The sequence below is a fragment of the Variovorax brevis genome (genome assembly GCF_030317105.1).
GTDB lineage: Bacteria > Pseudomonadota > Gammaproteobacteria > Burkholderiales > Burkholderiaceae_C > Variovorax > Variovorax brevis.
On sequence record NZ_JASZYG010000004.1, the window covers coordinates 549,673 to 567,101 of the forward strand.

The 17,429-nt window shown below is 67.7% G+C and carries 16 protein-coding genes; 3 read left to right on the top strand and 13 right to left on the bottom strand.

Annotation, left to right across the window (positions count from 1 at the left end):
* Positions 1–24 precede the first annotated feature (24 nt).
* The 7 genes from QTI66_RS15480 to QTI66_RS15510 all read right to left on the bottom strand — a co-directional run bounded on the left by QTI66_RS15480 (position 25) and on the right by QTI66_RS15510 (position 7,721).
* Positions 25–1,035, bottom strand: a complete 1,011-nt coding sequence (locus QTI66_RS15480; protein ID WP_286560673.1) for an XdhC family protein — start codon at positions 1,033–1,035, stop codon at positions 25–27.
* 20 nt (positions 1,036–1,055) lie between these two features.
* On the bottom strand, positions 1,056–1,625 hold the full coding sequence (locus QTI66_RS15485) for an SRPBCC family protein (RefSeq protein ID WP_286560674.1): 570 nt from the start codon (positions 1,623–1,625) through the stop codon (positions 1,056–1,058).
* 32 nt (positions 1,626–1,657) lie between these two features.
* Positions 1,658–2,809, bottom strand: coding sequence for a vWA domain-containing protein (locus tag QTI66_RS15490; RefSeq protein ID WP_286560890.1), 1,152 nt, complete (start codon positions 2,807–2,809; stop codon positions 1,658–1,660).
* Positions 2,810–2,862: 53 nt separating this feature from the next.
* Positions 2,863–3,789 (bottom strand): AAA family ATPase, encoded by a 927-nt coding sequence (locus QTI66_RS15495; protein ID WP_286560675.1) that lies wholly within the window; start codon positions 3,787–3,789, stop codon positions 2,863–2,865.
* Positions 3,790–3,983: 194 nt separating this feature from the next.
* Positions 3,984–4,772, bottom strand: a complete 789-nt coding sequence (locus QTI66_RS15500) for an FAD binding domain-containing protein (protein WP_286560676.1) — start codon at positions 4,770–4,772, stop codon at positions 3,984–3,986.
* Between the two features lie 20 nt (positions 4,773–4,792).
* Positions 4,793–7,234: a xanthine dehydrogenase family protein molybdopterin-binding subunit gene (locus QTI66_RS15505; protein WP_286560677.1), complete on the bottom strand. Its 2,442-nt coding sequence runs from the start codon at positions 7,232–7,234 to the stop codon at positions 4,793–4,795.
* A 16-nt stretch (positions 7,235–7,250) separates the two neighbouring features.
* Positions 7,251–7,721, bottom strand: coding sequence for a (2Fe-2S)-binding protein (locus tag QTI66_RS15510; protein ID WP_286560678.1), 471 nt, complete (start codon positions 7,719–7,721; stop codon positions 7,251–7,253).
* 193 nt (positions 7,722–7,914) lie between these two features.
* On the opposite strand from QTI66_RS15510, the gene QTI66_RS15515 reads away from it, so the two are divergent.
* Entirely contained in the window at positions 7,915–9,036 is a 1,122-nt protein-coding gene (locus QTI66_RS15515) for a helix-turn-helix domain-containing protein (RefSeq protein WP_286560679.1), read from the top strand.
* Positions 9,037–9,073: 37 nt separating this feature from the next.
* Here the strand turns inward: QTI66_RS15515 and QTI66_RS15520 are convergent, their stop codons facing one another.
* Both QTI66_RS15520 and QTI66_RS15525 read right to left on the bottom strand, forming a co-directional pair.
* Positions 9,074–10,444: a sigma-54-dependent transcriptional regulator gene (locus QTI66_RS15520; protein WP_286560680.1), complete on the bottom strand. Its 1,371-nt coding sequence runs from the start codon at positions 10,442–10,444 to the stop codon at positions 9,074–9,076.
* Positions 10,441–12,249 (bottom strand): sensor histidine kinase, encoded by a 1,809-nt coding sequence (locus tag QTI66_RS15525; protein WP_286560681.1) that lies wholly within the window; start codon positions 12,247–12,249, stop codon positions 10,441–10,443. Before QTI66_RS15525 ends, QTI66_RS15520 begins: the two co-directional genes overlap by 4 nt.
* A gap of 188 nt (positions 12,250–12,437) precedes the next feature.
* Between QTI66_RS15525 and QTI66_RS15530 the strand changes: the two genes are divergently transcribed.
* Both QTI66_RS15530 and QTI66_RS15535 read left to right on the top strand, forming a co-directional pair.
* Positions 12,438–13,100, top strand: coding sequence for a DUF4166 domain-containing protein (locus QTI66_RS15530; protein WP_286560682.1), 663 nt, complete (start codon positions 12,438–12,440; stop codon positions 13,098–13,100).
* 2 nt (positions 13,101–13,102) lie between these two features.
* Entirely contained in the window at positions 13,103–14,599 is a 1,497-nt protein-coding gene (locus tag QTI66_RS15535) for a TIGR01777 family oxidoreductase (protein ID WP_286560683.1), read from the top strand.
* A gap of 18 nt (positions 14,600–14,617) precedes the next feature.
* Here the strand turns inward: QTI66_RS15535 and QTI66_RS15540 are convergent, their stop codons facing one another.
* The 4 genes from QTI66_RS15540 to QTI66_RS15555 form a co-directional block, all read right to left on the bottom strand.
* Positions 14,618–14,998, bottom strand: a complete 381-nt coding sequence (locus QTI66_RS15540; RefSeq protein WP_286560684.1) for a nuclear transport factor 2 family protein — start codon at positions 14,996–14,998, stop codon at positions 14,618–14,620.
* Between the two features lie 105 nt (positions 14,999–15,103).
* A complete protein-coding gene (locus QTI66_RS15545) occupies positions 15,104–15,919 on the bottom strand; it encodes an ABC transporter substrate-binding protein (protein WP_444815008.1) in 816 nt (271 codons plus the stop codon).
* Positions 15,920–15,966: 47 nt separating this feature from the next.
* A complete protein-coding gene (locus QTI66_RS15550) occupies positions 15,967–16,662 on the bottom strand; it encodes an ABC transporter ATP-binding protein (protein WP_286560685.1) in 696 nt (231 codons plus the stop codon).
* Positions 16,659–17,399: an ABC transporter permease gene (locus QTI66_RS15555; RefSeq protein WP_286560686.1), complete on the bottom strand. Its 741-nt coding sequence runs from the start codon at positions 17,397–17,399 to the stop codon at positions 16,659–16,661. Before QTI66_RS15555 ends, QTI66_RS15550 begins: the two co-directional genes overlap by 4 nt.
* Between the last annotated feature and the right edge of the window lie 30 nt (positions 17,400–17,429).

Here is a 17,429-nt window from a genome sequence, read left to right on the forward strand (position 1 = left end):
TCGCCAAGCCGGTGCGGATGCCGTTCAGGCGTCCTGCAGCGCCTTCGCGTGCGCGACTTCGATCTCCCGCGGCAACCGCACGTCGTTCTTCACCGCAATGATCTCAGCCATGACGCTCACCGCAATCTCCGGCGGCGTCTTGCTCCCTACATAAATGCCGATGGGCCCCCGCAGCCGCGAAAGCGATTCGGCAGTCTGGTCGAAGTGCTCGATCATCCGCGCGCGGCGCGCGTCCGCATTGCGCCGCGAACCGATGGCGCCCACGTAGAAGGCTTCGCTTTCCAGGGCTTCCAGCAGCGCAAGATCGTCCAGCTTGGGGTCATGCGTGAGCGCGACCACGCAGGTGCGGCGGTCGGGCTTGAAGGCCTTCACGGCGTCGTCCGGCATCTCGGTGCTGAGGGCAATGCCGGGGATGGACCAGGTCGTGTGGTATTCAGCGCGCGGGTCGCACAGCGTCACGGCAAAGCCGCTGAAGCGCGCCATGGTGGCCAAGTATTCGGCGAGTTGGCCGGCGCCGATCAGCAGCATGCGGTATTCCGGCCCGAAGGTGTTGACGAGTTCGACCTCGTTCACCGTGAGCTCCGCAGGCGCCTTCGATTCCGCCAGTTTCACGCTGCCATCGGCCAGCGACACCGTGCGCTGCATGAGGCGCCCTTCCTCCAGCGCTGCGACCAGCGTCTTGAGCGATTCGGGCTCGGGGTCGAATTCGATCAGCAGTTCGAGCGTGCCGCCGCACGGCAGGCCGAAGCGATGCGCCTCGTCCGCCGTGATGCCGTACTTGACGAGCACCGGCTTGCCGCTGGGCATGTCCTGCGCGGCGCCGTGGGCGCGGCTGTAGCGCGCAATAAGGTCGTCTTCGATGCAGCCGCCGGACACGGAGCCAATCACCGCGCCGTCGTCCGCCAGCGCCATGATCGAACCGACCGGCCGGGGTGACGAGCCCCAGGTGCGCACCACCGTCGTGAGCAGTGCCCGCCGGCCTTCGGTGCGCCAGTCGCGCAGCGTGCGCAAGACCATGACGTCCAGATTTTCCATTTGACTTTCTCTCCCTGAATTCAATCCTTGCGGCCGATGCCCAGCCAGCGAAGCAGACGCGCCCACCAGCCCGGCGATTCTGCGGGTGCCTTCTGCGACATCGTGTCAGCCGCCGAAGCGGGCGCAGCTGCAGCTGCAGGCGGCGGGTAGCGTTCCTGCATTTCGTTGTCGAAACGCTTGAAGAAATCGTCGGCCATCGACTTGGCCGCACCATCGATCAGGCGCTGTCCGAGCTGCGCGATCTTGCCGCCCACTTGCGCCTGCACCGTGTAGGCGAGTTCGCAGCCGGCATCGTTGGGCACTAGCGAGACGCTCGACGATCCCTTGCCGAATCCCGCCACGCCGCCCTGGCCCTCGAAGGCCAGCTTGTAGCCGCTCGGCGGCTGGATGTCGCTGAGCGTGACCTTGCCGGAAAACTTGGCCGACACCGGCCCCACCTTCACGGCCATGCCGACGGCGTACTGGTTCTCGCCCGTGCTCTCGAACTTGTCGCAGCCCGGAAGGCACTTCTTCAACGTCTCGGGGTCGTTGAGCGCCTCCCATGCCTGCTGCTGCGTGACGCCCAGCTGCCGTGTACCTTGCATGTCCATGTTGTTCTTCCTTGTGTGCGGTGTCGTTCTTGTCAGCGGCCCGCACGCATGAGCGCGGCGAGACTCGTGGCCAGTTGTTCGAGGGCATTCAGATTGTGGACCGCCAGCATCGCGTCTGCATGGCGGTGCAACATGGCCGCACCGCGGGCAAGGGGGGCGTAGCCCTCGAAGCGCAGCAAGGGGTTGAGCCACAGCACGCGCCGCGCGTGGCGCTTGAGCCAGAGCAGTTCCTGCTCCAGCATCTCCGGCTCGCCGGTGTCCAGGCCGTCGCTGATGACCAGCACCAGCGTGCGCCGCCCGGTCAGTCGGCGCGCATGCTTCGCGCGCAGTTGGGCCAGCGACGCGCCCAGTCGCGTGCCACCCGCAAAGTCGTCGATGGCCGCGCTGGCGGCCACCAGCATGTCGTCGGTGTCGGCGAGGCGAAATGCCGGCGTCAGGTCGGACAGGTGCGTGCCGAAGGCGAACACATCGCGGCGTCCCGCGCGGCGCGTGGCGGCGTGCAGGAAGGCGAGCAGCAACCGGGCATAGCGCTCCATCGAGCCCGACACGTCGACCAGCACCAGCAGCGGCAAGGGCTGATCGCGCCGCGACAGCCGGGGCAGGCGAACCAGTTCGCCGCCGGTGCGCCCGGCTTCATGCAAGACACCCGGCCAATGCATGCGCGAATGCGGGCGGCGCCCCATGCCAGCCGCGCGCAGGCGGCGCGCGGGGATCGAAGGCACTGGCAAGGTGACGTCGCGCGCCAACCGTTCGACCAGCAGGTATTCGCTGGCACCCAGCGCGTTGAAGTCGGCGTGCTGCAGGCGGTCGCGGTCGCTGGCCGTCATGGCGGCGTCGAACTGGACTTCGCGATCGGTCTGGGCGGCCTGCTTGGGCGGCTTGGGGGCGGCCAGCGCCTCGCGCACGCGCGGACGGCGCTTGACGGGCTCCATCTTGCCCTCGGCGCTGGGCAGCATCTGCGCGAGCATCTTGTTGGCGAGTTCGGGGTCCTGGAACCAGGCCTCGAACAGTTCTCGAAACACCATGCGGTCCTGCTCGCGGCTGACCATCACGGCTTCCATGGCGGCGCACAGATCCGCCCGGGTTTCAACGCCGACCAGCATGGCGGCTTGCGCGGCCAAGGCGATGCGCGCCGCGTCGGTGCGCACGCCCGCGCGACGCAGCGCACGCCCGAAGGCCGTCATGTTGCCGGCCAGCTTGCCGCGCCGCGCGTCGCCGAGCTGCTGGACGGAGCCGGTCACGGTGTCGCGTCTTCCGCTTCCGGCTTGAGCAGATCGCCGGCCACGGCCTGCGTGAGCGCAGCCACGTCGTCGCGCTGCTTGAACAGGATGCCGGCCGTGTCGACCACCACTTCAGGATCGAGTTCCAGCGTGTCGAGCGCCACCAGCGCCCGCGCCCACTCGACGCTTTCGGCGATACCGGGCGATCGCTGGAAGGCGGTGCCTTGCGGCATGCTGCGCAGGCGCCCCACGAAGTTCGCCACCTGTTCCGACAGCACCTCGCCCGCCTGCGGCACCTGGGCACGGACGATGGCCAGTTCGCGGTCGCGCTCGGGATAGTCGAGCCAGTGATAGAGGCAACGCCGCTTGACCGCATCGTTGAGGTCACGCGTGCGGTTGCTGGTGAGGATGGTCACCGGCGGCACGATGGCCTGCACCGTCCCCAGTTCGGGAATGCTGACCTGGTACTCGCCAAGGTATTCGAGCAGGAAGGCTTCGAAGGGTTCATCGGCGCGGTCGACTTCGTCGATGAGCAGAACGGCGCCGGGCGGCGGCGTTTCCAGCGCCTGCAGCAAGGGCCGGCGCACGAGGTAGCGCGGCTGGTAGACCTCCGACTCGATGTCGCGTGCCACGTGCAGGGCTTCCGCTGCGCGCATGTGCAACAGTTGCGCGGCGTAGTTCCACTCATAGAGCGCCTCGCGCTGCTCCAGGCCGTCGTAGCACTGCAGGCGCAACAGTTGCCTGCCGAGTGCGACCGACAGCGCCTTGGCAAGTTCGGTCTTGCCCACGCCCGGCTCGCCTTCGAGCAACAGCGGCCGCTGCAGCTTGAGCGCCAGGAACACCGCCGTCGCCAGCCGGCGATCGGCAAAGTAGCCCGCCGCCTGAAGCGCCTGCGCGACCGCGTCGATGGAAGAGAAGGGAGCGGCCGGCGTGGAAGATGTCATACCGTCTTTTTACCGCGATTCGCGCGGTCGCTCGTGGAGCGCGCTTGGAAGGAAGTTCGACGGGGAACACGGCGCAACCGGCATTGCCCGGCCGCTCGTGTTGCCCCGATCGGATGGCTGGCGTTGCGGCACGACGTGCGCGCAGCCTGGGCGCGGCTAGTGCACTGTCCCACAGTTATTTGTGGGACAGCACACTAGGCTTTCGCGACGGCGCGTTGCGTCAGCACGCTGATCAGGTTCGCCCGATACGCCGCCGACGCATGCAGGTCGCTGTTGAGCTCGCCCGAATCGATCTTCACGCTGGCGGCCGACTCGGGGGTGAAGCTCTTGGTCAACGCGTCTTCCAGCCCCTTGTGACGGAACACGCCGTTGCCCGCGCCAGTGACGGCCACGCGCACGGCGCCGCTGTCGGACTGCGTGAGGAACACGCCCACCAGTGGAAAGTGCGACGCCTTCTGGCGCAGCTTTTCGTACACCGCGCGCTTGGGGACCGGAAAGCGCACGGCGGTGATCAACTCGTCTTCCTTGAGCGCCGTGGCGAACAGGCCCTGGAAGAAGTCGTCTGCCGCGATTTCGCGCTGCGAGGTCACGACCGTCGCGCCCGAGCCCAGCACCGCGCTCGGGTAGCAGGCGGCCGGATCGTTGTTGGCCAGCGAGCCGCCAATGGTGCCCATGGCCCGCACCTGCCGGTCGCCGATGTGCTCAGCGAGCCACGCGAGCGCGGGGAACGCGGCTTTGACATCGGCATTGGTGGCCACGTCGACATGGCGCGACATCGCACCGATGACCAGCGTGTTGCCGTCCTTCTTGATGCCGGTGAGTTCCTTGATGCCGGCGAGGTCGACCAGTTGATCAGGCGCCGAGAGCCGCAGCTTCATGGAAGCGAGCAGCGTCTGGCCGCCGGCGAGCGGCTTGCCACCGGCCGCCGCCAGCTTGACCGCGTCGGCCACCGTCGCGGGACGTTCGAAAGTGAAGGCGTACATGTTGTGGTTTCCTTCTGTGTTCAGGCGGCCGGACGGCCTTGCGTGCTGGCGGTCATCGCGGGGGTTTCGGGCTGTTGCGTCGGCGTGGTGCTGCCTTTTTGCATGGCTTCCCACACGCGGTGCGGCGAGGCGGGCATGTCGAAGTCCTTGACGCCCAGCGGCGCCAGCGCGTCGAGCACCGCGTTGATGACGGCCGGCGGCGATCCGATAGCGCCCGCTTCGCCGCAACCCTTGGTGCCCAGCGGGTTGTGCGTGCAGGGCGTGCACACGGTGTCGAGCTTGAACTGCGGGAAGTCGCCGGCGCGCGGCATGGCGTAGTCCATGAAGCTGCCGGTGAGCAACTGGCCTTCGTTGTCGTACACGCAGTTTTCCATCAGCGCCTGGCCGATGCCTTGCACGAGGCCGCCGTGGACCTGCCCTTCCACGATCATCGGGTTGATGATGGTGCCGAAGTCGTCCACCGCGGTGAAGCGGTCGACCTTGACTTCGCCGGTCTGCTTGTCGATCTCGACTTCGCAGATGTAGGTGCCGCCCGGGAAGGTGAAGTTGGTCGGGTCGTAGAAGGCGGTTTCGTTCAGGCCCGGCTCCAGCTTGTCGAGCGGGTAGTTGTGCGGCACATAGGCCGTCAGGGCAATCGCGCCGAAGGGAAGCTTCTTGTCCGTGCCCTTCACGGTGAACTCGCCATTGGCGAAGTCGATGTCGGCGTCGCTGGCTTCCAGCAGGTGCGCCGCGATCTTCTTGGCCTTGGTCTCGATCTTGTCGAGCGCCTTCATGATGGCGGCGCCGCCCACCGAGATGGAGCGCGAACCGTAGGTGCCCATGCCGAAGGGCACGCGGCCCGTGTCGCCGTGCACCACGTCGACGTTCTCGACCGGGATGCCCAGGCGTGCGGCGACCACTTGCGCGAAGGTCGTTTCGTGTCCCTGTCCGTGGCTGTGCGAGCCGGTGAACACCGTCACGCTGCCGGTCGGGTGCACGCGGATCTCGCCGCATTCGAACAGGCCCGCACGCGCACCGAGCGCGCCGGCGATGTTCGACGGCGCGATGCCGCAGGCCTCGATGTAGCTGGAGTAGCCGATGCCGCGCAGCTTGCCCTTGGCTTCGGTGGCGGCCTTGCGCGCGGCAAAGCCACTGACTTCGGCCAGTTCGTTCGCCTTGTTCATCGCGGCGTGGAAGTCACCCGTGTCGTATTGCAGCGCCACCGGCGTCTGGTACGGGAAGCTGGTGATGAAGTTGCGCTTGCGGATCTCGTCTTGCGCGAGGTTCATTTCCCAGGCGCAGCGCGTGACCAGGCGCTCCAGCAGGTAAGTTGCTTCGGGGCGCCCGGCCCCGCGGTACGCATCGACCGGCGCGGTGTTGGTGAACCAGGCGTCGACTTCCACGTAGATCTGCGGCGTCGTGTACTGGCCCGCCAGCAGCGTGGCGTAGAGGATCGTTGGCACCGCCGTCGCGAAGGTCGAGAGGTAGGCGCCCAAGTTGGCGTCGGTGTGCACGCGCATCGCGAGGAACTTGCCGTCCTTGTCCATCGCCATTTCGGCGTGGCTCACATGGTCGCGGCCATGCGCGTCGGACAGGAAGCACTCCGAGCGGTCACCCACCCACTTGATGCTGCGGTTCAGCTGCTTGGACGCCCAGGTCAGCGCTACGTCTTCGGCATAGAGGTAAATCTTCGAGCCGAAGCCGCCGCCCACGTCCGGCGCAATCACGCGCACCTTGTGCTCGGGCAGGCCCAGCACGAAGGCCGTCATCAGCAGGCGCTCGACGTGCGGGTTCTGGTTGGCGACGTAGAGCGTGTATTCCTCGGTCGCGCGGTTGTAGCTGCCGATGGCCACGCGCGGCTCGATCGGGTTGGGGATCAGGCGGTTGTTGACCAAATCCAGCTTGGTGACATGCGCGGCGTTGGCGAAAGCGGCATCGACCAGCGCCTTGTCGCCCAGCGTCCACTTGTAGCATTGGTTGTCGGGCGCTGCGTCGTGGAGGGTGACGCCGCTTTGCTTCTTCGCCGCGTCGGCCACGTGCACGAGGGCAGGCATCACGTCATAGTCGACCACTACCGCCTCGGCGGCGTTCTTCGCCTGCTCCTGCGTTTCGGCGACGACCATCGCAACGTGGTCGCCCACGTAGCGCACCTTGCCGATGGCGAGAATGGGGTGCGGCGGCTCTTTCATCGGCGTGCCGTCGGGGTTGTTGATGAGCCAGCCGCAGGGCAGCCCGCCCATCTTTCCGTCGATGTCCTTGCCGCTGAAGATGCCGACCACGCCGGGCATCTTGCTGGCGGCCTCGATGTCGACCGAGTTGATCTTTGCGTGAGCGTGCGGCGAGCGCACGAACACCGCATGCGTCTGCTTGGCCATGACCACGTCGTCGGTGTACTGGCCCCGGCCGGTCAGAAAGCGATAGTCTTCCTTGCGACGGAGCGCCTCGCCGATGTGCGGGAGTTTCGAGAAGTCGGATGCACCCATGATGTGTGCTCCTTCTTCAGGCCGAAGCCATTGCTTTGCCGCCCATCTGCACGGCCTTCACGATGTTCTGGTAGCCCGTGCAGCGGCACAGGTTGCCGTCGAGCAGCTCGCGCACTTCGGTCTCGCTCGCGTTCGGATGGTTCTTGCAAAGGTCGATGGCGCTCATGACCATGCCGGGCGTGCAGAAGCCGCATTGCAGGCCGTGGCATTCCTTGAAGGCGGCCTGCATGGGGTGCATGGTGCCGTCTGTCTGGGCGATGCCTTCGATGGTCGTGATCTCGGCTCCCTGGACCTGCGCCACCAGGACGTTGCAGGACTTGACCGCGCGACCGTTCACGTGGACGGTGCAGGCGCCGCACTGCGCCGTGTCGCATCCGACATGGGTACCGGTGAGCTGGAGATGCTCCCGGATGGCGTGGACCAGCAGCGTGTTGGGCGGCGCGTCGATCGTGACTGCCTGACCGTTGACTGTGAGGGGAACCTGCATTTGGCTGTCTCCGTACGTAGTAGGTGATGGCTTGTTGGCGAATGGCATATTGGACGCCGCCCAACACTGTGATCCTGGGCAAAACCCTGGACACATTGCGCTGCGCCGCCGAAATTCTCAAAATGAAACAAGCCACCGCCGGCCCCACGACTTCGCAATGACTGCGGGGCCCATCCTGAAAAACAGCTAGCAAATGCTCACCTCTGCCCTCCCCCAGCACCTGCCCGAACGCATGGCGACCATCGAGCAAGCGCGCCGGGAGTGGATCGAAGGCGAAGCGCCGCGCGGCGCGCAGGTGGAACCGTGGATCACCCGTTCATGGGAACGATGCCTGACGGCCGGCCGCCAACCGCGCCAGCGCATCAGCTTCGACGCCGTGTCCCGGCAGAAGGCACGCGAAATCGGCGAGCGCAACCGCCAACTGGTGACTGCCGCGCGACCCGTGCTCGACCGCCTGTCGCGCACGCTGGCCGACACGCGCTACTTCCCCATCCTGACCGACGCGCGCGGCATCGTGGTGGACGTGGGCGCCCTGCCCGTGGTGTCCGACACCCAGGGACGGCGCGCGCTGGACATTGCCCGCATCGGCGTCGACTTGTCGGAGCAGGCAGTGGGCACCTCGGCCATCGGTGCGGCATTGGCCGAGCACGAATCGGTGTGGCTGCACCGGGGCGAACATTTCTTTGACGACACCGGCATCTACAGCTGCGCCGGCGCACCGCTTTTCGGACCGGATGGCGCATGCATCGGCATGCTCGACCTGACGGGCGTCAGCGTCGTCGAGCGGCCCGAGCTTCGCCACTTGGCGGAGATGTCGGCGCGCAGCATCGAGAACGCGCTCGTTCAGCAGCACCGCTGCGCGCTGCTGTTGCACCTGGCATGGCCGGGCTACACCATCGGCGCGGAGGCGATGGGGCTGCTGTGCCTGGACGCCGAAGGCTACGTCGTCGGCGCCAATGCGGCCGCCCGCCAGATGCTGCACCAGCCCATTCTTCGCTCGCAGGTGGCGCTTCACAGCAACGACCTGTTCGCGATGCCGCTTGGAATGCTCTTTGACGCCGCGAAGCGCGATGACGTGGCGCTGGAAGTGCCCTTGTGGTCCGGCTTGCGCGTGCGGGCACGCGTGCAGTTGGCGGGGCGCCGGTCGGAGCCGGAAGCGGCGGAGGCCAGGCCGAGGCTGCGCGAGGTGGAGACAGATCTGATCCGGCGCGCGGTGGACGACGCGCGGGGCAACGTGGCCGAGGCAGCGCGCGCGTTGGGGATCAGCAGGGCGACGGTTTACCGGAAGCTGTGGCACGTGCGCAGGCAGGGGTGAGGCGTCGGCTTGACCCAAGTAGCGCCCAGCGCATTCGCTAGCGCAAGCCCAGCCGCGTCAGTTTCTTGATCAACCCCACTCGCGAGATGCCCAGGCGCCGCGCCGCTTCGGATTGATTGCCGCCCGCGGCCGTCATGGCATCGCGGACCAGGCGCAGTTCCAGTTCGTTGATCGCCGCGTCCAGCGGGCCGATGCCTTGGGACGATGCAGCAGGTTCGGGCCGCGCGTCATCGCCCATGTCGCCGCTGGCCAGGCGCAACAGTTGCGCATCGACCTCGCGCTGGTCAGGCAAGAGCAGCGCACCGGCGGATTCGACGATGGCCTTGAGTTCGCGCACATTGCCGGGCCACTCGCGCGCCGTGAGCCATGCCAGCGCACCGGCTGACAGGCCCGCGCGCGGTGCGACGCGGTGCAGGAAGCGCGTGGCCAGCACCGGCACGTCGCCGGGGCGCTCAGACAGCGCGGGCGTGCGCAGCACCACGCCCTTGAGGCGGTAGAACAGGTCTTCGCGAAAAGTGCCCTCGCGCACCATGGCCTCCAGATCGCGGTGCGTGGCGGCCACCACGCGGGCGTCGGCATGCTTTTGCACCCGCCCGCCCACCGCCACGAAAGAGCCTTCCTGCAGGAAGCGCAACAGCTTGACCTGCATGGGCGGCGGCATCTCGCCCACTTCGTCGAGGAAGAGCGTGCCGCCGTGTGCCGCTTCCACCAGGCCCGGCTGGTCGCGGTAGGCGCCGGTGAAGCTGCCTTTCATGTGGCCGAAGAGTTCGCTCTCCAGCAATTCGGCCGACAGCGCGCCGCAGTGGATCGCCACGAAGGGGCCGCTGCTGCGCGCGCTGCAGGCGTGCAAGGCGCGGGCGACCAATTCCTTGCCCGTGCCCGTGGGCCCCAGCACCAGCACGCTGACCGTGGTCTGCGCCACGCGGCGCACGAGCGCGCGCAACTGCATCGTGGCCGGCGCCTGCCCCACCATGCCGAGGTCGTCCGTGGCCTGCTCCGCGCGCAGCAGGGCGAGTTCGGCGTCCAGCCGCGCCTTGCGCAGCGCGCGGGCCACGACGATGCGCAGCATGTCGGGGTCGATGGGCTTGGTCAGGAAGTCCCAGGCACCGAGTTCCGTGGCGCGCAGGGCGAGGTCGTGCTCGCCGTGGCCGGTGAGCACGACCACGGGCACGCGTGCAAATCGCGGGATCAGCTCCAGGCCGATTTGCGGATCCATGTGCGGGGGCATGGCCAGGTCGAGCAGCACCAGTTCGGGCTTGTGCTTGTCGAAAGCAGCCAGCGCCTGCTCGCCATCGCCGGCAACGGTGACCTCGTGGCCCAGGTCGCGCAGGAAGTTGCCGCCCAGGCGCTGGAAGGCGGGTTCGTCGTCGGCCAGCAGCACGCTGCCGGTTTCGGGTGCATCGGTCATGGCGTTCCCGGAAAGGTCAAGGTGAAACAGGTGCGCCACGGCGCGCGCTCGGTCAGCGCGACCGAGCCGCCGTGCGCGTTCATGATGCGGGCCACGATCGCCAGGCCCAACCCCGTGCCGCCGGGGCTGCGGGACGCGAAGGGCTCGAACAGGCGGTCGCGGATCTCGGCCGGCACGCCGGGCCCGTTGTCGCACACGTGCAGCAGCACGTCGCCGTCCCGGGCTTCGGCGTCGATGTGCACGTGGCCCTGTGTCGCCGCGCCGTTGTCGCTGGACGCGACCGCCGTGCGCGCGTTCTCGAACAGGTTGGTCAGCGCCTGGTCGACGCGGCGCGGGTCGGCTTCGATCATCCATGGACCGTTCAGCCCTGCGCCCAGGCTCACGTCGGGCAAGCGCATCGCCGCGGTCCGCACATGGGCCGCCAGGTCGATACGGGCGGGCGCGAGTTTCCACGGTTTGGCGTAGTCCAGCAGGTCGCGTGTGAGGTGGGAGATGCGGGCGACCTGGTCCGCCACCTCGCGCCGCGTGTCGCTGGGCGCGCCGGCAACAGCCATCGCAATGATGTTGAGTGGATTGCGGATGTCATGTGCCACAGTGGCCGCGAGCGAGCCGAGTTCGGCCAGCCGCGCCTGCAATTGCCGCTCGCGTTCGCGTGCTGCGATCTGCTGGGCCTGCTCGACGTTCGATGCTGCTTCTTCGACCACACTGCCGAAGAGTTCGGCCACATGGCGCGGACCGGGCGGCGCGGCGTCCCAGCCGTGCAGGGTCGTCGTCCATGCGCCGCCGGAGCGGGTGCAGTGCAGTTGCGGCGTGCCATCGTCGTGCAGCGCCGCGTCGCCGATGCGCACCTCGACCTGCGTGCCGATGCGATGGCTGAGCAGCGTCGCCGCCTGCTGCGCCAAGGCCTGCGGCGTTTCGGCTCCCTGGAGCGCACGGCGCCAGTGACCCAGATCGGCCACCGTGACCTCGCCGCCTGGATAGATCAGCCGCTCGGCAAAGCGCCGCACCGGCCCGTTCAATGCAAGGCATCCAGCCGCGACGGCCAAGCCGCCGAGCCATCGCGATTCGATGGGCAGGAGCGGCATCAAGGCCACGATGGCTGCGGCCAAGGCCAGCAGCAGCGCCCACACCAGCGCACGCCGTGCCCACGCATTCGCCACGAAGACGCCGTAGCGCAGGATGCCGTAGACCAGGATCAGCGGATAGAGCGGCAAGCCCAGCAGCGGGAACGGATACACCGGCCAATCCAGCACCGCCATGCCGTAGCCCGTCAGGCACACCATGCCCCAAAGGCAAGAAGCGGTGACAGCGGCGATCTGGCTGCGCGCCGGCGGCCGCGAACGCATGAGCGCAGTCAGCAGCACCGAGATGCCTCCGATGCCCAGGATGACCCACGCCATGCTGGCGGCCCAGCCGACCGTGTTGGCGACGGCGATCCAGCCCACGTAGCGCTGCGGCACGATCTGGCCGGGCACCAGGATCTCGGCGATCAGCGAGCCCGCCGCGCCCAGCGCATAGGCCGCAACGACGCCCGCGCGGCCGATGTCGACGCGGCAGAACACCACGCAGAAGTGAAAGAAGAAGGCCGAGGTCAAGGGCGCGGTACCGAGCAACGCCAGCGCAGCCGCCTCGACCTGCGGGCCGAACCAGTTGGGCAACTCGTTTCCCGTGATCCACACCGCGATGCCGGCCAGGAACATCGCCAGCAAGCGGGCGCCCGCCACCCTGTCGGCCCACACCAGCAGCACGGCAATGAGCGCGAGCGTTTCGAACAGGGCAAAGGCCAGAAAGACGTGAATCAGCATGTGCAGCGAGCTTGGGTTGGGCCGCGGATCGCCTGTCAACGACGTTGACGACCCGGGCTTTGCGCACTGTATACGAAGTATGCAGTTCGAAAGTCGATCTTCAATGAAATCAACGACTTGCGTGCGCCATCGGAGGTGGCCCGATTTTGGCAATAAGGGTGGCATCCGCAACCCGAACGAGCCTCACGATGACCGCCCTGTCGAACCTCTTGCCCCACCTGTTTCGCAGCACGCCGACGCCTGTGGCTGCCCCGCTCGACCTGCCCGCATTGGTCGGCGCCGAGGGCTGGGCACGGCTGCCGGCCAATGTGCAACGCCGCTTCGGGGTGGCCCACGGTGACACGGCCTATGCCGGCCATCTGGAACTGCGCTGCTCGCCCATCGGCCGCCTCTTCGCGCGGATGGCGCATGCCTTCGGCGGCCCGCTGACGCGAACCAACGCCTCGGACATGCCAACCACCGTCCGCGTGCACGGCGACCCCCAGGGCGGAATGGTGTGGGAGCGCTGCTTCCATCGCGCCAGCCTTGGCGGCGACCGCATGGTTCGCTCCACCAAGGAGATGGGCCCCGACGGCGGCCTGCGCGAACGCACCGACGGCGGCCTGACGATGACGCTGGACGTCTTCGAGGAAGCGGGATCGCTGGTCTTCCAGAGCCGCCGGTTCGCCCTGGTGCGTGGCCGCTGGCGCATCGGCGTGCCGATGCTGCTGACACCCGGCACCTGCCGCGTCGTGCACACCGACCTCGGCGGCGGCCTGTTCCGCTTCACGCTGACCATGGTGCATCCGCTGTGGGGCCAGACCTTCTTCCAATCCGGTGTCTTCACCGACCCCGTTGCCTGCGAAAGCTGATCATGTCCCTTGTCTTCACCCTGCTCTCCGTCCAGGCGCTGCTGGGCGCCTTCGACAATCTCTGGCATCACGAACTCGCGGCCCGGTTGCCGCAACGCGTGTCGGCGCGGCGCGAACTCGCGTTGCACGCGGCGCGCGAAGCCATCTACGGCATCGTGTTCATCGGACTAAGCTGGTTCGAATGGCGCGGCGCCTTCGCCTTCGGCCTGGCCGCGCTGCTGCTGACGGAGGTGGCGATCACGCTGGCCGACTTCCTGGAAGAAGACCGCACGCGCCGGCTGCCGCCTTTCGAGCGCGCACTGCACACGCTCCTGACGATCAGCTATGGGCTCTTCATCGGCCTCTTCGCGCCGGTGTGGTTTGGCTGGGCCCGGCAGCCCTCAGAGCTGGCGCTGGTGCCGCACGGATGGGTGTCATGGCTATTCACAGCCTACGGCATTGGCGTGGTAGCGTGGAGCGTTCGCAACACGCTCGCAGTGATCGCGCTGAACCGCATCGCAAGGATGGCCAGCATGCAACCCACGCCGATACCCGGCCAGCAACATGGCCACCTGATTGCGCCGGCCGTGCTGGTCACCGGCGCCACCGGCTTCGTCGGCAGTGCGCTGGTGGCCGAATTGCAGCGCGACGGGCGCCGCGTGATTGCGTTGACGCGCGATGCGCGACAGGCGAGCGCGAGCCTGGGGCCGGGCGTGTGGACGGTGGAGAGCCTCGACGCGATCCCCTCCGAAACACGTATCGACGCGGTCGTGCATCTGGCCGGCGCGCGCGTGCTCGGCATGCCCTGGACGGCCGCGCGCCGCCGCACGCTGCTCGCGAGTCGCGCGGGTCTCATGAACGCGCTGCTGGACTTGATGCGCCGGCTGCAACAACCGCCGCGCGTGCTGGTCAGCGCATCGGCCATCGGGTTCTACGGCGGGTCGCCGGACGATTCATTCGAGCCGCTCGACGAGTCCGGCCCGCCGCGCCCCGGCGAGTTCCAGTCCGACCTGTGTGCCGCCATCGAGCACGAGGCGCGCCGCGCCGAGGCACTGGGGGTGCGCGTCGTGCGCATGCGCTTTGCCGTGGTGCTGGGCCGCGGCGACGGCGCCTATCCGATGCAAGCCCTTGCGGCACGCATGGGCCTGGGCGCGGTGCTCGGCAGCGGGCGCCAAGCGGCGCCGTGGATCCATCTGGACGACGCGATCGGCCTGATCCGCTTCGCCATGGACAAGTCAGAACTTGCGGGTGCGATCAACGCCGTTGCACCCGACACGCCGTCGCAAGCTCGCTTTGCCAAGTCGCTGGCTGCATCCTTCGGGCGCCGGGCTTTGATTCGCATGCCGGGCGCGCCGCTGCGAGCGATGGCCGGCGAGATGGCGACGCTGTTGCTGACAGGTCAGAACGTCGTTCCGCGCGCGGCCTTGGCAGCCGGCTATGTATTTCGCCATCCGCAGCTCGACAGCGCATTGGCGGACTTGGCGGGGCGGCGTGGAAAGCCCTCAACGCCGGTCACGTGACTGGCACGCCGGCCCGAATCACGCCGCGGCCGGCACCTTGTCCAGGAAGCCCGTGACTGTGTGCAGGCGCCCCGCGGCCAACTGCGCAAAGTCAGTGCCCTGAATCAAGTCCTGCGCCGCTTCTGGCCCGAGCGTCCACGAAAAGCGCAGGTGATCGCCGTGTGCGTCGGGCTTGCCCAGCAGGCTGAAGCGAAAGCCGGGAAAGCGCGCTTGCACGGCGCCGACCATGGCGTTGATTTCCTCGCGTCCGCTGGCCTTCCCGATCGGATCGACGTAGCGGGCATCGGCCGTCCAGCCGGCTTCCAGCAAATGCAGCCGGCGAGCCGGGTCGGCCTCGTTCCACACGGCAATGTAGGCTTGTGCGACTTCGGCGGCCTGGGTGGTGGCGGTGGTGTTCATGGCGACTTCCTTTCAGTGTTGACCCGCTGGATTGCGGGGGTGAAGGAATGGTCGCCGCGCCGGCGCCAAGGGTCGATAACCTCCCAGGTCAAGAAGCCGCCGACATCACTTCGTCGCGTTGGGAAAGAAGAGTTGTTCGCCACCGATCTTGTACTCGGCGATGTTCGCCTGGCCCGCCGGCGAGGTCACCCAGTCCACGAACTTCTGCGCGCCCGCGCTGTTGAGTTGCGGGAACTTGGCCGGGCTCACGACCATCACGCCGTACTGGTTGAACAGGCGCTTGTCGCCTTCAACGAGGATGGCCAGGTCCGCACGGTTCTTGAAGCTGAGCCAGGTGCCACGGTCGGCCACCACGTAGGCGTTGCTCGATGCGGCGATGTTCAGCGCCGGACCCATGCCGCAACCGCACTCCTTGTAGGCTGAGCCCTTCTTGTCGTTGGTCACGGGTTGGCCCGCTTCGCCGATGCCGGTTTGCGCCCACAGGCGCCGCTCGGCCGCATCGGTGCCGCTCTTGTCGCCGCGTGAAACGAATGGCGCATTGGCCGCGGCGATCTTCTTGAGGGCCGCGACGATGTCCTGCCCCTTGACGCCCGCCGGGTCGCCCTTGGGTCCTACAAGCACGAAGTCGTTGTACATGACGGGGTAGCGCTTGGCGGCGTAGCCTTCGGCGACGAACTTCTCTTCTGCGGCCGTGTCGTGCACGAAGAGCACATCGGCATCGCCGCGCCTGGCCATGTCGATGGCTTGGCCCGTGCCGACCGCAACCACCTTCACGTCGATCTGCGTGGCCTGCTTGAACGCCGGCAGCATGTGCGCAAACAGCCCCGACTGTTCGGTGGACGTGGTGGACGCCATGGTGATGGGCTGTGCGCTCACCTCGTGAATCGAGCCGAGGCCCACCATCAGCGCAACCGCCAGCATCGCGCCCTGCGCGGACACGCCGACACCCAACTGCTTCAACATCTTCTTCATGCGAGTTCTCCTTTGACAAACAGCATGGCTTCCCTGGGCAAGGGGCCATTGAAAAAATCGTGGACCGGCAGGTCGGCCAGGATGCGGCCGTGCTCCAGGTAAATGACGCGCGTTGCCAACCGCTTGACCTGACCGAGGTTGTGGCTCGCGAAGATGAGCGTGCGGCCGTCGGCCACCTGGCCAATCAGCGCTTCCACGTCGCGCTTGGCGGTGGGGTCCAGGCTGGCCGTCGGCTCATCGAGAAAGAGCACTGCCGGCGACAGCGCCCACGCGCGGGCCAGCGCCAGGCGTTGCTGCTGACCGCCCGACAAGGTGCGCGCGTTGCGTTCCGCGATGCCGGCCAGGCCGACGTGGTCGAGTGCCTCCATGGCGCGCCGCTTGGCGTCCGACCAGCGCGCACCACGCAGCCACATGGCCAGCGCCACGTTGGTTCGCGCCTTGGCGCGGAGCATGTGCGGTCGCTGGAACAGCATGGCCTGCGTGCGATGCGGCGCCGTGCTCGTGAAGCTGCCCGAGGCATTCGGCACCAGCCCGTGCAGCAGGCGCAGCAGGGTGCTCTTTCCGCTTCCGTTGGCGCCGATGAGCGCCACGCGTTCGCCAGCGTGGATGGCAAGCGATGCACCGTGCAGCGCAGCCACCGCGCCGAAACGCACGTCGACGTCCCGCAGACCGAAGAGAGGCTCTGTTGTCATGCCATCGCCCGATGCGGCAACGCCTGCGTCGCGGCGCCGTCCACGCGTTCGCGCCATCCCCTGACGCCGGCAATCGCCAGGTTGAGCGCCAGCACGACCAGCAGCAAAACGAGGCCCAGCGCGAGCGCGAGCGGCAAATCGCCCTTGCTGGTTTCCAGCGCAATGGCCGTCGTCATCACGCGGGTGAAGCCGTCGATGTTGCCGCCCACCACCATGACGGCGCCCACTTCCGACACAGCCCGGCCGAAGGCCGCGATGAGCACGGTGACGAGGGCATAGCGCTCGTCCCACGCCAGCAGCAGCGCCCGCACCATGGGGGACGCGCCGAGTGAACGCAGTTGCTCGCCGTGGCCACGGTCGGCGTCGTCGATGACCTGCCGTGTGAGCGCCGTGACCACCGGCAACACCAGCACCGCCTGCGCCAGCACCATGGCCTTGAAGGAAAAGAGCCATCCAAGAAAGCCCAGCGGCCCCGAGCGCGAGAGCAGCAGATAGATCACCAAGCCAACCACCACCGAGGGCAGCGCCAACAAGGTGTTGAGCAGGGTCAGCACGGCCGAGCGCCCCGGAAAGCGCGCCACACCGAGCCACGCGCCAAGCACCAGGCCCATGCCGCACGCCAGCACACAGGCGCAGGCGCTCACGAACAGTGAACGGCCCACGATGGCCAGCAACACCGGGTCGGCTGAAGTCAGCAACTGCCACGAGGCCGCAGCGCTATCGGAGAAGGTGTTCATTCGATCGTCACGAATCCCAGGCCATCGAAA